The organism is Curtobacterium oceanosedimentum (genome assembly GCF_040545555.1).
Lineage (GTDB): Bacteria > Actinomycetota > Actinomycetes > Actinomycetales > Microbacteriaceae > Curtobacterium.
The window spans coordinates 180,021-192,967 of the sequence record NZ_JBEPMD010000003.1 but is presented as its reverse complement, the minus strand read 5'-3'; the positions used below and the strand labels follow the sequence as shown (position 1 = coordinate 192,967).

The following is a 12,947-nucleotide window of genomic DNA, read 5'->3' as shown; positions in this document are numbered from 1 at the left end:
GTCAGTCCCCCACGATCACGGAGCCGTCGTCCTGCCCGTCGCCGTCCGACGACGCGGGCGCACTGATGCTCGGCGACGAGACCCGACGCGACCGCGAACGGCCCTGCCCCGGCTGCTTCGGCTCCGGGAGTGCCTGGAGCACGGAGTCGAGCAGCGACTCGGCGTCGTCCCGGGTCGGGCGCGGCTCGCGCTTGGTGACGGCCACCGGGATGTCGAGGATCGCGACGGTGTTCTCGGTCGGGGTGACGGGAGCGCTCGAGCTCACGCGACGACGGGTCGGTGCGGTCTTCGTCGGCGCCGACTCCTGCACGGGCGACTCGGGAGCAGTGCTCTGCGCGGGGGCCGACTCGGGCGCGGGGGCCTCGGCGCGAGCCTCGTCGGCACCGCGCTCGGACGCACGCTCCTCGCGACCGCGCTCCTCGCCGCCGCGCTGCTCGGGTGCTGCACTGCCGGCGCCACGACCGCCACGACGGCGGCGACGCTTCGAGCCGGACGACTGCTCGCCGTCACGGTCTGCCCCGCCTGCGGACTGCTCCGAACCGCGCTCGGGGGCGGAGACCGGCGAAGCGCTCGACGCGGGTGCGTCGGCAGCCGACGACACCCCGGCCTCGGCCTCCGGGGTCGCGGCGCCCCCGCGGGGCGATGCCACACCGGTCACCGGCGCACCGGACGACGCCTCGTCGTGGGGCAGCGTCGACGCCGCGATCCGGGACAGCGCGTTCTTGACGTCCTCCGTGATCTGGTGAGCCTGCGACGACTGGCTGGAGGACCCGTTGCCGGAGCCGGCGTTGCCAGCGTGCCCGTTGCCTCCCTGGCCGTTGCCGTTGCCGTTGCCGTTGCCACTGCCGTTGCCACCGGTCGAGCCGTTGCCGCTGCGGGCCTTGCGCCGGCCCTTCGAGGGGCCGGGGTCTGCGTTGTTGTCGTTGACCTTGGCGTTGACCTCGTCGAGCGACTCGCGCAGGCCGACACCGATCTTCTTGCGGGTCATCTGCACGAGGCCGAGCGAGGTGACCTCGGCCACCTGGTGCTTCGTGCGGTCGCGGCTCAGGCACTCGACGAGACGACGAAGCACCAGGTCGCGGTTCGATTCGAGCACCATGTCGATGAAGTCGATGACGATGATGCCGCCGATGTCCCGCAGGCGGAGCTGCCGGACGATCTCCTCGGCTGCCTCGAGGTTGTTCTTGGTGACGGTCTCCTCGAGGTTGCCACCGGACCCGACGAACTTGCCCGTGTTGACGTCGACGACCGTCATGGCCTCGGTGCGGTCGATCACGAGCGACCCACCGGACGGCAGCCAGACCTTGCGGTCGAGCGCCTTCTCGATCTGCTCGTTGAGGCGGTACTCCTCGAAGGAGTCCGGGCCGTCGTAGATCTCGACGCGGTCCTTGAGGTCGGGTGCGACGGCGTCGAGGTAGTCCTCGATCGTGCCGCGCGCGGCCTCGCCGTCGATGATGAGCTTCGTGAAGTCCTCGTTGAAGACGTCACGCACGATCTTCACGAGGAGGTCCGGCTCGGAGTGCAGCATGACCGGGGCGTGCCCGTTCTGCACCTTCTTCTGGATCGCCTCCCACTGGTTGGTCAGGCGCTGCACGTCGCGGGTGAGCTGCTCCTCGGTCGCGCCCTCGGCCGCGGTGCGGACGATGACGCCCGCGTGCTCCGGCAGGACCTCCTTGAGGATCTTCTTCAGGCGGGCGCGCTCGGTGTCGGGCAGCTTGCGCGAGATGCCGTTCATCGAGCCGTTCGGCACGTAGACCAGGTAGCGGCCCGGCAGCGAGACCTGCGAGGTCAGACGCGCGCCCTTGTGCCCGACCGGGTCCTTCGTGACCTGCACGAGGACCTTGTCGCCCGGCTTGAGCGCGGCCTCGATGCGGCGACCGTGGTTCCCGGTGTCCACCGAGTTCCAGTCGACCTCGCCCGCGTAGAGCACGGCGTTCCGACCGCGACCGATGTCGACGAACGCCGCCTCCATCGAGGGCAGCACGTTCTGCACCTTGCCGAGGTAGACGTTCCCGATGAGCGAGACGTTGTGCGACTTGGTGACGTAGTGCTCCGCGAGGACGTTGTCCTCGAGCACGCCGATCTCGATCTTCGACGAGCTCGAGCGGACGATCATCTGGCGGTCGACGCTCTCGCGGCGGGCGAGGAACTCGTCCTCGGTGATCACCGTGCGACGACGACCGGCGTCACGGCCGTCGCGGCGACGCTGCTTCTTCGCCTCGAGTCGGGTCGACCCCTTGATGCGCTGTGGCTCGGTGATGAGCTCCGGCTCGCGGCGACGCGGCTCCTGGTGGTCGCGCGGCTCGCGGACGCCGCGCTCCTGGCGGTCCGCGCTGCTGCCCCGACGGCGCGAGCGACGGCGACCGCCGCCCTGCTCGTCGTCCTCGTCGTCGTCGTCCTCGTCGCGTGCGGCTCGGACCGGCAGCTCCGGCAGGACCGGCAGGACCGGCGCGTGGAAGATCAGGCTGAGGGTGCTGGTCGCCTTCGGCACGAAGGGCTCCTCCGCCTCGGGAGCGGAGGCGGGCTCCGGCCGGGAGGCACCGCTCACGTCGTCAGCGTCCGTCGCCACCGCGCTGGGGGCCTCGGGCGCGCTGGTCGCCTCGACCTGGCCGGTCGCGGTGGGCGCGACGGCTGCCGCAGCGTCGTCCGCCGGGGCCTCGACGACAGGCTGGCTGCCCGTGACCGTCGAGACGTCCTGGGGCTCCGCGGCTGCGGCGGGGACCTGCTCGACCGCGACCGCCACGGCGTCGTCGGTCGACCCGTGCTCCGTCGAGCCGTGCTCCGCTGCCTCGGGGGCCGGCGCCTCGGGGGCCGCTGGCCGGTCGCTCGCCGGAGCGGCGCCCTGCGCGGCCGTCTCGTCGGCCGCATCGGCGTCGGTGACCGGAGCGTCGCCGGTCAGCGCGACCGTCTCGACGTCCGTGGTGTCGGTGTCGACGTCACCACGGGCCTCCAGGCCGGTGGACCGGGCGCGACGGCTGCCGAACAGGCGGCCTCGGCGCTTCGGTGCGACTTCTTCGTTGTTCGGGTTGTCGGTGTTCTGCTCCACCATGGATCTGGTGCACTCCTCGGCCCCACTCGCGTCCTGTCGGACGGCGGGAATTCTGTGGTTGTCACGGGTGGCGTCCACGCCCCCGCGTTCGTTCTCGTGACCGGTGTGCGTCGTCCCGGCGTGCGGTCCGGTGTCGTTCCGGGTCGGGCACCCGGCCCGACCGGCTCGGCATCGGAGGTGACGCGAGTCCCGGTCACGGCGCGCTCTCACCGCGCCTGATCGTCCGGGCTGGGCCCGGAAAGCTCTCTCGCCGCACGGATCGGCCGCGCGACTGCTGTCATTGTCGCACGAGGTGCCAGGAAAGGTCCGGAACGGGCATGCGATGATGACGCCGTGAGCACGAGCGCAACCACGCCCCGCCGCCCGGTCGCGATGGCGGTCTTCCTCATCGTCACCGGAGCAGTCGGCCTCTTCGCCGCGTTCAACCTGGTCCTGGACGAGTTCGCGAAGTACGAGAACCCGTCGAAGGCCCTGAGCTGCGACGTCAGCCCGTTCGTGAACTGCTCGCAGGTGATGACCAGCTGGCAGGGCTCCCTGTTCGGGTTCCCGAACCCGCTGCTCGGCGTGATGGGCTTCGTCGCCCCGATCGCCGTCGGCGTGATGCTGCTCGCCGGCATGCGGAACGGACACCGCTGGTTCTGGGTGCTGTTCAACGCCGGGGTGTTCCTGGCGTGGGTGTTCGTCACCTGGCTCTTCACGCAGACCGTGTGGGTGATCGGCTACCTCTGCCCCTGGTGCCTGCTGGTGTGGAGCGTGACGATCCCGATGTTCTGGATCTTCACGACGTGGAACGCGGCGCAGGGTCGCTTCGGCGCCGGACTCCAGCGGGTCGGGCGCACGCTGCTGCCGTACTCGTGGGCGTTCGTGCTGGCGAACTACGCCGTGGTCGTGGTCTGCATCTTGATCGTGTTCCCGCGGGTCCTCACGACGCTGCCGTTCTGACGTTCCCCCTCCCCCGGCCGTCCTGACGCCACCGGGGCGCTGCTGGGCGCACGCCCCGGTCGTCCTGACGCCACCGGACCGCTGTGATGCACCCGTCCCGGTCCCAGTCCCGATCCCTCGAGCGGGCCAGATCCGTCACGCTCGAGGTTCTCCGGCGACGGATCGTGCCCTGGCCCGGATCGCCGACGGCGTGTCCTGCCCACTCGGGAGGGCCCGCCGGGTCGGCCCGGCAGCCTTCTGACGGACAACGTGCTCCTCACTCGTGGGGTGAGTGAGCGGGTCGTCCCGTACTGCCGAGCCTGCTCCCTCCGCGCGGTCCGCCGACCCGCTCAGCCCGAACGCCCGATCCTTCCCAGAACAACCGAGATACAAGGCGGAATCGGGCGTTCCTCGTACAACTGACGCACCAGGTACGCCCGGTTCCGTCCGCTACGCCCGGATCGATCAGGTACCTGCCACGTCCGCGACCTCGGCACCGCGCCGCATCCGCCGGGGACAGCACTCGGCCCCGCGCTCCCGGGGAGGGAACGCGGGGCCGAGTACGGCGGAGCCGACTACTTCGCGGCGGCCTCGATGGTCGGGACGACGTCGGTGAGGGTGCTCACACGCTGCCCGTTCACCAGGATCGTCGGCGTTCCGAAGCCCTGGGGGCCGGCGACGGCCGGGTCCGCGGTGACCTGGTTCGTGATCTTCGTGACCCAGCTCTTGTACGTCTCGTTCGACAGGCACTCGGACACGTCGGAGCCCGTCGCGCCGCCGGCCTTCACCAGGTCGGCGATCTCGGCGTTCGTCAGGCCCTTCGTGCCCTCTTCCGGCTGCTTCTCGAAGAACTGCGTCTGCACGGCGAGGAACTTGTCCGGCGCGTAGTTCGCGACGCACATCGCGGCGTTCGCGGCACGGCTGGCGTACCGCGAGCCGAGGTAGCTGCGGTCGAGGATCGACACCGGGTGGATCTCGAGCGTCGCCTGACCGTTCTTCACGAAGTCGGTGATCTGGTCGGCGTAGGCGCCCTCGAACTGCTTGCACACGGGGCAGGCCCAGTCCACGTACTCGACGACCTTGACCTTGCCGTCGCTGTCGGCCGTGGCGACCGGGGACGGGGTGCCGTCCGCCGAGACCCCACCGGTCGTGACGGGCGTGATCGTGCCGTCGCCGCCGGTGAACTGGATGCCACCGGTGACCATGTTCTTCGGGCCGGCGGCCGAGGTGGTGCCCCCGCTGTTCACGTTCACCACGACGATCGCGATGATCGCCGCGACGGCCACGATGCCCAGGCCGATGCCGCCCTGCAGGAACCACTTGTTGCGGCGCTTGCGACGCTTCTCGGCGTCGGCTCGCTGGCGGGCGACCTCACGGGCGTGCTGCCGACGCTCGTTCTTGGTGGGACGGTCGTTGTTCGTCATCGCGTCTGTGCTCCGCTTCCGTCGATCAGGCGAACCAGAGCGCGAGCTCGCGGGCGGCCGACTCCGGGGAGTCCGAGCCGTGCACGAGGTTCTGCTGCACCTTCAGGCCCCAGTCGCGACCGAGGTCACCACGGATGGTGCCCGGCGCGGCCGAGGTCGGGTCGGTGGTGCCGGCGAGGGAGCGGAAGCCCGCGATGACACCGTTGCCGGCGACGCGCACGGCGACGACCGGGCCCGACTGCATGAACTCGACGAGCGGCTCGAAGAACGGCTTGCCCTGGTGCTCCTCGTAGTGCTGGTCGAGCAGCTCGCGCGACGCCGTGACCATCTTCAGGTCGACGATCTCGTAGCCCTTGGTCTCGATGCGACGGAGGACCTCTCCGGTGAGCTGGCGGGCGACGCCGTCGGGCTTGACGAGGACGAGGGTCTCTTCGAGATCGGACACGCAGTTCTCCTGTGGTTCGGTGGTGGTCAGTCCTCGGCCTGCGCGGCCCGGAACGCGGCGTTCTGCCGGTCGAGCTGACCGCCCTTGACGAAGCAGAACACCCACAGCGCCAGGAACACCGCGCCGACCGCGAACATGAACGGTTCGATGAACCCGGTGGCGAGGATGGCCGCCTGCAGCAGCCACCCGAACCATACACCGGCGGGCTTGCCGGTCAGGCGTGAGGCAGCTGCGAGGACGATGATCGCCAGGATGCCCCCACCGAACGCCGCGAGCGGCGGCAACGTGCCCTTCCCGTAGACGACGAGCATCGGGAAGAAGAACATCACGGCCTCGAGTCCGAGGGTGATCGAGAGCAGGCTCTCGCGGGCACCGCGCTGCGGGCGCGGCTTCCGCATGCGCGGCTGGCGACCCGGCCGGGAGGCCCGTGGCGCGTCCGTCACTTCGCCGCACCTCCTCCTGAGCGCAGCCCCTCCGCGTGCACCAGCTCCATGACCTTGCCCACCATCACGATGGAGCCGGCGACCAGCACGAGGGCGTCCTCGGCGTCCGCCTCGTCCGCCAGGTCGCGGGCTTCCTGCAGTGCCTGCTCGAGCGAGGGCTCGACGACCACACGGTCCTCGCCGACCTCGGCCACGACGATGCGGGCGAACGCGTCCGCGTCGAGCGCGCGGTCCCCCGGCGGCTGCGTGACGACGAAGGTCTCCACGGTGTCCTTCAGCGCCCGGACGAAGCCGCGGGCGTCCTTGTCGCCGAGGATCCCGACGACGCCGACGACGTGCTCGGACGGGAACGCGACCGGCAGCGCCTCGGCCAGCGCGCGTGCACCGTGCGGGTTGTGCGCGGCGTCGACCACGACGGTCGGCTCCTGCGCGATCGGCTGCAGGCGTCCGGGGCTGGTGGCGGCCGCGAGCCCCTCGGACAGGACGTCCTCGTCGAGGGCCTGCGACCCGCGGCCGAGGAACGACTCGACCGCGGCGATCGCGACGGCGGCGTTGTGGGCCTGGTGCTGGCCGAAGAGCGGCACGAACAGGTCGTCGTAGCGCCCGGCGATGCCCTGCACGGTGACGAGCTGCCCGCCGACCGCCGGGGTGTCGGACACGACGGAGAACCCGGTGCCCTCGACCGCGAGCGTCGACTCGGTGAGCTCCGCGGCCCGCTCGAGCTCCGCGAGGGCCTCGGGCGTCTGGGCACTGGAGACGACCGACGACGACGGCTTGATGATGCCGGACTTGGTGCGGGCGATCTCGGCGACGGTCGACCCGAGCTGCTTGGCGTGGTCGATCGCCACCGGGGTGATCACCTGCACCTGGCTCTGCACGACGTTGGTGGAGTCCCACTCGCCGCCCATGCCGACCTCGATGACGGCGACGTCGACCGGCGCCTCGGCGAAGCATGCCAGGGCCAGGACGGTCAGTGCCTCGAAGAACGTCAGCGGCTGCTCGCCCTTCTCGCTGAGTTCCCGGTCCGTCATCTCGAGGATCGGGGTGATGTCGTCCCAGTTCTCGACGAAGCGGTCGGCGGCGACGGGCTCGCCGTCGACGACGATGCGCTCCCGGATCGACACCAGGTGCGGGCTCGTCATCAGGCCGGTGCGCAGGCCGTGCGCGCGGACGATGCTCTCGGTCATGCGCGCGGTCGACGTCTTGCCGTTCGTGCCGGTGACGTGGATGACCGGGTAGGCCAGGTGCGGGTCGCCGAGGAGCTCGACGGCGCGACGTGTGGCGGTCAGCCGGCGCTCGGGTGCCTGTTCGCCGATGCGGGCGTACAGGGCCGCCTCGACCCGCCGCACCTCGTCGTCGTCCCCGCCGTACGGCAGGGCCTCGGCAGGTGCCTGGTCACCGGACGGTCCGACCGGGATGCGGACCCCGGCGGTGTCGTCGAGCGGACCGAGGTCCTCGACGCCGTCGTGGTCGTCGTACTGCTCGTCGTCGTACTGGTTGCTGTCGCTCATGCGCGTGCCACCTCCACGGACACCTTCGCACCGTCGCCCACGTCCGAGCCCTCGCCGGGAGCGAACGTCGTCGTGGTCACCTCGACGCTCGTCGCCAGGGTCTCCCCGGCGATGAGCTGCTCGTGCGTGCGGATCGCGCCCTCCGCGTCCTCGGAGACCCGGAGCGCCAGGGCGATGCGGTCGCTGACGTCGAGGTCGGCGTCGCGGCGGGCCTGCTGCACGGCGCGCACGACGTCGCGGGCGAGTCCCTCGGCCTCGAGCTCCGGGGTCGTCACGGTGTCGAGCACCGCGAAGCCACCGCCGTCGAGGAACGCCACCGCGACGGAGTCGTCCGCGACGGTGAGGTCGAGCGTGTACTCGCCCTCGACGAGGTCGATCCCGCCGACGGTCACGCCGGACTCGGTCGCGACCCAGTCGCCCTTCTTGGCGGCCGGGATCACCTGCTGCACCTGCTTGCCGATGCGGGGACCGGCGGCACGGGCGTTCACGGTGAGCTTCCGCTCGATGCCGTAGCGGCCGAGCGAGGACTCCTCCTGCTGCTCGAGCACGACCCGCTTGACGTTCAGCTCGTCGCGGAGGATGTCCGCGAACGGCTCGATCGCTGCCGGGTCCGGCACGACGAGGGTCAGCGTCGCGAGGGGCAGGCGGACACGTCGACCGGTCGCCTTCCGGAGCGCGAGGCCCTTCGACGCGACGTCGCGCACGCGGTCCATCGCGGCGACGAGGGCGTCGTCGGCCGGGAACTCCGCCGCGTCCGGGAAGTCCTCGAGGTGCACGCTGCGCCCGCCGGTCAGGCCCTTCCAGACCTCTTCCGTGACGAGCGGCGCGAGCGGGGCGGCGACACGGGCCAGCGTCTCGAGCACGGTGTACAGCGTGTCGAACGCCGCACGGGCCTCGGGCGAGGACTCCGCGCCGAGCCAGAACTTGTCGCGCGAGCGCCGGACGTACCAGTTCGTCAGCACGTCGGCGAAGTCCCGGACGGCCTGGGCCGCGAGCGGGGTGTCGAGCGCGTCGAGGTGCGTGGTCACGTCCGCCACGAGCACCCGGGTCTTCGCGAGCAGGTACCGGTCGAGCACGTCGGTGCTCGCCGTGCTGCGCGAGGCCTGGTAGCCGGTGTCGCCCGAGGCGTTCGCGTAGAGGGTGAAGAAGTAGTACGTCGACCAGAGCGGCAGCAGGAACTCGCGGACGCCCTGGCGGATGCCCTCCTCGGTCACGACGAGGTTGCCGCCGCGGATCACCGACGACGACATGAGGAACCAGCGCATCGCGTCGGCGCCGTCGCGGTCGAACACCTCGGAGACGTCCGGGTAGTTGCGGAGCGACTTCGACATCTTCTGGCCGTCCGAGCCGAGCACGATGCCGTGGCTGATGACGTTCCGGAAGGCCGGACGGTCGAACAGCGCGGTGGAGAGCGCGTGCATGACGTAGAACCAGCCGCGGGTCTGCCCGATGTACTCGACGATGAAGTCCGCCGGGCTGTGCTCCTCGAACCACTCGCGGTTCTCGAACGGGTAGTGCACCTGCGCGTAGGGCATCGAGCCGGAGTCGAACCAGACGTCGAACACGTCCGAGATGCGGCGCATGGTCGACTGCCCGGTCGGGTCGTCGGGGTTCGGCCGGGTCAGGTCGTCGATGAAGGGGCGGTGCAGGTCCACCTCGCCGTCGGCGTTCAGCGGCAGGCGACCGAAGTCGCGCTCGAGCTCCTCGAGCGAGCCGTAGACGTCCTGGCGCGGGTACGCCGGGTCGTCCGACACCCAGACCGGGATCGGCGTGCCGAAGTACCGGTTGCGGGACACCGACCAGTCGATCGCGTTCCCGACCCACTTGCCGAACTGGCCGTCCTTGACGTTGTCCGGCACCCAGTTGATGTCCTGGTTCAGCTCGCCCATGCGGTCACGGAACTCGGTGACGCGGACGAACCACGACGAGACCGCCTTGTAGATGAGGGGCTTCCGGCAGCGCCAGCAGTGCGGGTAGCTGTGCTCGTAGGACGCCTGGCGGAGCAGTCGGCCCGCCTCGCGCACGGCCTTCGTCAGCGGCTTGTTGGCGTCCGACCAGAGCATGCCGGCGACCTCGCCGAACTGCGACGTGAACAGGCCGCCCTCGTCGAGGGAGAGCACGACGGGGATGCCCGCGGCCGCGCAGACCTCCTGGTCGTCGGCGCCGTAGGCCGGGGCCTGGTGCACGATGCCCGTGCCCTCGCCCGTCTCGACGTACTCGGCGACCAGGACGCGCCAGGCGTTCTCGTACCCCTCGGCCGCGGCCAGGAAGTCGAACAGCCGCTCGTACTCGACGCCGTCGAGCGCGGCGCCGACGACCGTGCGGAGCACGGCGGCGGTGGCGTCGTCGGCCGACTCGTAGCCGAGGTCCTTCGCGTGGGCGGCCACGGTGTCGGACGCCAGCAGGTAGGTGGCGGAACCGGCGTCGCCACCGTCAGCCGCGCCTCCCGGCCCGGCCGGCACGACCGCGTACGCGATCTCCGGACCGACCGCGAGCGCCGCGTTCGTCGGCAGGGTCCAGGGGGTCGTCGTCCAGGCGAGCGCGCGGACGCCGGTCAGGTCGAGCTCGGCGGCGCGGGCACCCTGCAGCGGGAACGACACCGTGACCGACTGGTCCTGACGCATCTTGTAGACGTCGTCGTCCATGCGCAGCTCGTGGTTCGACAGCGGCGTCTGGTCGTTCCAGCAGTACGGCAGGACCCGGAAGCCCTCGTACGCCAGGCCCTTGTCCCACAGCTGCTTCCACGCCCACAGGACGCTCTCCATGAAGGTGACGTCGAGGGTCTTGTAGTCGTCCTCGAAGTCGACCCAGCGCGCCTGGCGCGTGACGTAGGCCTGCCACTCGTCGGTGTACTGCAGCACCGACTGCTTCGCCGCGGCGTTGAAGACGTCGACGCCCATGTCGTCGATCTCGTGCTTCTCGGTGATCCCGAGCTGGCGCATGGCCTCGAGCTCGGCGGGGAGCCCGTGGGTGTCCCACCCGAAGCGGCGGTGCACCTGCTTGCCGCGCATGGTCTGGTAGCGCGGGAAGACGTCCTTCGCGTACCCGGTCAGCAGGTGACCGTAGTGCGGCAGGCCGTTCGCGAAGGGCGGTCCGTCGTAGAAGGTCCACTCGGGGCAGCCCTCGCGCTGGTCGATCGACGCCCGGAAGGTGTCGTCGCCCTTCCAGAAGGCGAGGATGCCCTGCTCGACGGCAGGGAACGACGGGGACGGGACGACACCGTCGGCGGGGACGTTGAGGGGGTAGGCCACGAGCTGCTCCTGTGGGTTCGGTTCGTCTCCACGAGGACGGAGCGTGCTCCGCGGTACCACCTCGCTTGCCGGTCGCTGCTCGCGCTGCGACCGACCGCTCGTTCGCCGGATGAGGGTGCGGTCCGGTCCGCCCGGGTCTACTGACGGCGGTGGTGCTGCCGCGTTCTTCCGGAGGCTCACCGGTGATGGCCGGGTCGACGCCTGATGGGACGAGTCTACAAGAGTCGGAGCATGCTGGAGCGATGCCCTCGTCCGAGAAGCAGGACCGTCCCGAGTCCCTGCTCACCGTCGTCATCGCGTTCGCTGCCAACCTGCTCGTCGCCGTCGCCAAGACCATCGCGTCCCTGGTCTCGGGGTCGGCGTCGATGACCGCGGAGGCCGCACACTCGTGGGCCGACACGGGCAACGAGATCTTCCTGCTCGTCGCCGAACGCCGCGGTGCGAAGAAGCGGGACCGGAAGCACCCGCTGGGCTACGGCCGCGAGACCTACATCTGGTCGATGTTCGCCGCGTTCGGGCTCTTCACCGCGGGCGCCGTCGTGTCGATCTGGCACGGCATCACCGAACTCGGCGAGACCGGCCCCGCCGAGGACGTCGTGCTCAACTACGCCGTGCTCGGCATCGCGTTCGTGCTCGAGGGCACGAGCTTCCTGCAGGCCTACCGCCAGGCGCACGGAGCCGCGACGAAGCGCCGCGTCCCGGTCCTCCGGCACGTGCTGCAGTCGTCCAACCCCACGCTCCGGGCCGTCTTCGCCGAGGACGCCGCGGCGCTGGTCGGACTCGTGATCGCGTTCCTCGGCGTGCTCCTGCACCAGCTGACCGGGCTCGCGGTCTTCGACGCGATCGGCTCCATCGCGGTCGGGCTCCTGCTCGGCGTCGTCGCGATCGTGCTCATCGAGCGCAACCGCCGGTTCCTGGTCGGCGAGGCCACCTCGCCCGAGCTCGAGGACGCCGTGCTCACCGAGCTCCTCCGGCGCGACGAGGTGGAGCGGGTCACGTACCTGCACCTCGAGTTCGTCGGACCGTCCCGGGTGTTCCTCGTGGCGGCCGTCGACCTGACCGGCAACGAGCTCGAGGACCACGTCGCCGTCCGGCTCCGCCGGGTCGAGGCGTCGCTCGAGGAGAGCCAGTACATCGAGGAGGCCGTCCTCACCCTGAGCATCCCGGGCGACGCGTCGCTCGCGGCCCGAGGCGACGGCGAGGTGCCGGCGACCGTGCGGGACGGCACGGTGGAGGACGTCGCGGCCGGCGGCGCGGGGACCCTGCGGACGGAGTAGCGGCGGCGGGCGTTCAGCGCGCGTCGAGCCCCGCCGCGACGGGCGTCAACGCCGCGCCGACGTACTCGACGAGGGACCGGCGTGCGACACCGTCGGCCACCCACACCCCGAACGCCGCGGCCGCCGCCCCGAGCATCGCCCCGGACACGGTCTGCGGCCAGAGCGACGTCGGGTGCTCCCGCGTCCGCGACCCGACGAACGCCGAGACCGCGCCGTGCTGCGCCATCACCCGCGCCGCCACGCTGGCCACGAGTTCGGTGCCGATGTCCATCACCTCGGCCTGGGCGATCGCCCACGGCACCCGCTCCGGGTCGTGCGCCCGAGCGGCCGCGACCAGGGCCTCCTCGACGGCGCGGACGGGCGAGGACTCCGTCGACGCGGCCAGGAACGCGGCCAGGTCGGCGACCGCGGCGTCGAGCTCGAGCCAGAGCACGTCGGACTTCGCCCCGAAGTAGTTGAAGAACGTGGCCCGGCTGACCCCGGCCCTGGCCGCGATCTGGTCGACGGTCGTGCGCCCGTAGCCCTGCTCGAGGAACAGCTCGGCGGCCGCGTCGGCGAGGACCTCGGCGCTCGATCGACGGGGGCGGCCACCGCGGCGCATCGTCTCGTCCATGCGCTCAGTAAAC

General features: G+C 71.1%; 9 protein-coding genes. 2 read left to right on the top strand and 7 right to left on the bottom strand.

The annotated features are described in order from the left end of the window. Position 1: 1 nt before the first annotated feature. A complete protein-coding gene (locus tag ABIC52_RS04650) occupies positions 2-3,049 on the bottom strand; it encodes an Rne/Rng family ribonuclease (RefSeq protein WP_354026735.1) in 3,048 nt (1,015 codons plus the stop codon). A 333-nt stretch (positions 3,050-3,382) separates the two neighbouring features. Here ABIC52_RS04650 and ABIC52_RS04645 point away from each other — a divergent pair, with 333 nt between their 5' ends. After that, complete coding sequence (locus ABIC52_RS04645; protein ID WP_238638223.1) at positions 3,383-3,991, top strand: vitamin K epoxide reductase family protein; 609 nt, start codon at positions 3,383-3,385, stop codon at positions 3,989-3,991. A 554-nt stretch (positions 3,992-4,545) separates the two neighbouring features. On the opposite strand, the gene ABIC52_RS04640 is transcribed toward ABIC52_RS04645, so the two are convergent. Genes ABIC52_RS04640 through ileS form a run of 5 tightly spaced genes read right to left on the bottom strand, consistent with a single transcriptional unit; the run spans position 4,546 to position 11,044 of the window. After that, the gene (locus ABIC52_RS04640) at positions 4,546-5,394 is read right to left on the bottom strand and encodes a DsbA family protein (RefSeq protein ID WP_126892170.1); all 849 of its coding nucleotides are present in this window, start codon (positions 5,392-5,394) and stop codon (positions 4,546-4,548) included. Between the two features lie 25 nt (positions 5,395-5,419). Continuing rightward, positions 5,420-5,839: a nucleoside-diphosphate kinase gene (gene ndk, locus ABIC52_RS04635; RefSeq protein ID WP_058728426.1), complete on the bottom strand. Its 420-nt coding sequence runs from the start codon at positions 5,837-5,839 to the stop codon at positions 5,420-5,422. A gap of 26 nt (positions 5,840-5,865) precedes the next feature. Beyond that, on the bottom strand, positions 5,866-6,237 hold the full coding sequence (locus ABIC52_RS04630; RefSeq protein ID WP_058748842.1) for a DUF4233 domain-containing protein: 372 nt from the start codon (positions 6,235-6,237) through the stop codon (positions 5,866-5,868). Between the two features lie 41 nt (positions 6,238-6,278). Continuing rightward, complete coding sequence (locus ABIC52_RS04625; RefSeq protein ID WP_126892168.1) at positions 6,279-7,793, bottom strand: bifunctional folylpolyglutamate synthase/dihydrofolate synthase; 1,515 nt, start codon at positions 7,791-7,793, stop codon at positions 6,279-6,281. Beyond that, positions 7,790-11,044, bottom strand: a complete 3,255-nt coding sequence (gene ileS, locus ABIC52_RS04620) for an isoleucine--tRNA ligase (protein WP_354026734.1) — start codon at positions 11,042-11,044, stop codon at positions 7,790-7,792. Before ileS ends, ABIC52_RS04625 begins: the two co-directional genes overlap by 4 nt. A gap of 242 nt (positions 11,045-11,286) precedes the next feature. Here ileS and ABIC52_RS04615 point away from each other — a divergent pair, with 242 nt between their 5' ends. Beyond that, the gene (locus ABIC52_RS04615; protein ID WP_209823315.1) at positions 11,287-12,321 is read left to right on the top strand and encodes a cation diffusion facilitator family transporter; all 1,035 of its coding nucleotides are present in this window, start codon (positions 11,287-11,289) and stop codon (positions 12,319-12,321) included. Between the two features lie 13 nt (positions 12,322-12,334). On the opposite strand, the gene ABIC52_RS04610 is transcribed toward ABIC52_RS04615, so the two are convergent. Further along, complete coding sequence (locus tag ABIC52_RS04610) at positions 12,335-12,934, bottom strand: TetR family transcriptional regulator (protein WP_354026733.1); 600 nt, start codon at positions 12,932-12,934, stop codon at positions 12,335-12,337. Positions 12,935-12,947: the final 13 nt, after the last annotated feature.

Excerpts from the sequence above, each read along its gene's own strand:
- ABIC52_RS04615 (WP_209823315.1), top strand. The coding sequence starts at position 11,287 with ATGCCCTCGTCCGAGAAGCAGGACCGTCCCGAGTCCCTGCTCACCGTC.
- ABIC52_RS04640 (WP_126892170.1), bottom strand. The coding sequence starts at position 5,394 with ATGACGAACAACGACCGTCCCACCAAGAACGAGCGTCGGCAGCACGCC.
- ABIC52_RS04625 (WP_126892168.1), bottom strand. The coding sequence starts at position 7,793 with ATGAGCGACAGCAACCAGTACGACGACGAGCAGTACGACGACCACGAC.
- ABIC52_RS04650 (WP_354026735.1), bottom strand. The coding sequence starts at position 3,049 with ATGGTGGAGCAGAACACCGACAACCCGAACAACGAAGAAGTCGCACCG.
- ABIC52_RS04630 (WP_058748842.1), bottom strand. The coding sequence starts at position 6,237 with ATGCGGAAGCCGCGCCCGCAGCGCGGTGCCCGCGAGAGCCTGCTCTCG.
- ABIC52_RS04610 (WP_354026733.1), bottom strand. The coding sequence starts at position 12,934 with ATGGACGAGACGATGCGCCGCGGTGGCCGCCCCCGTCGATCGAGCGCC.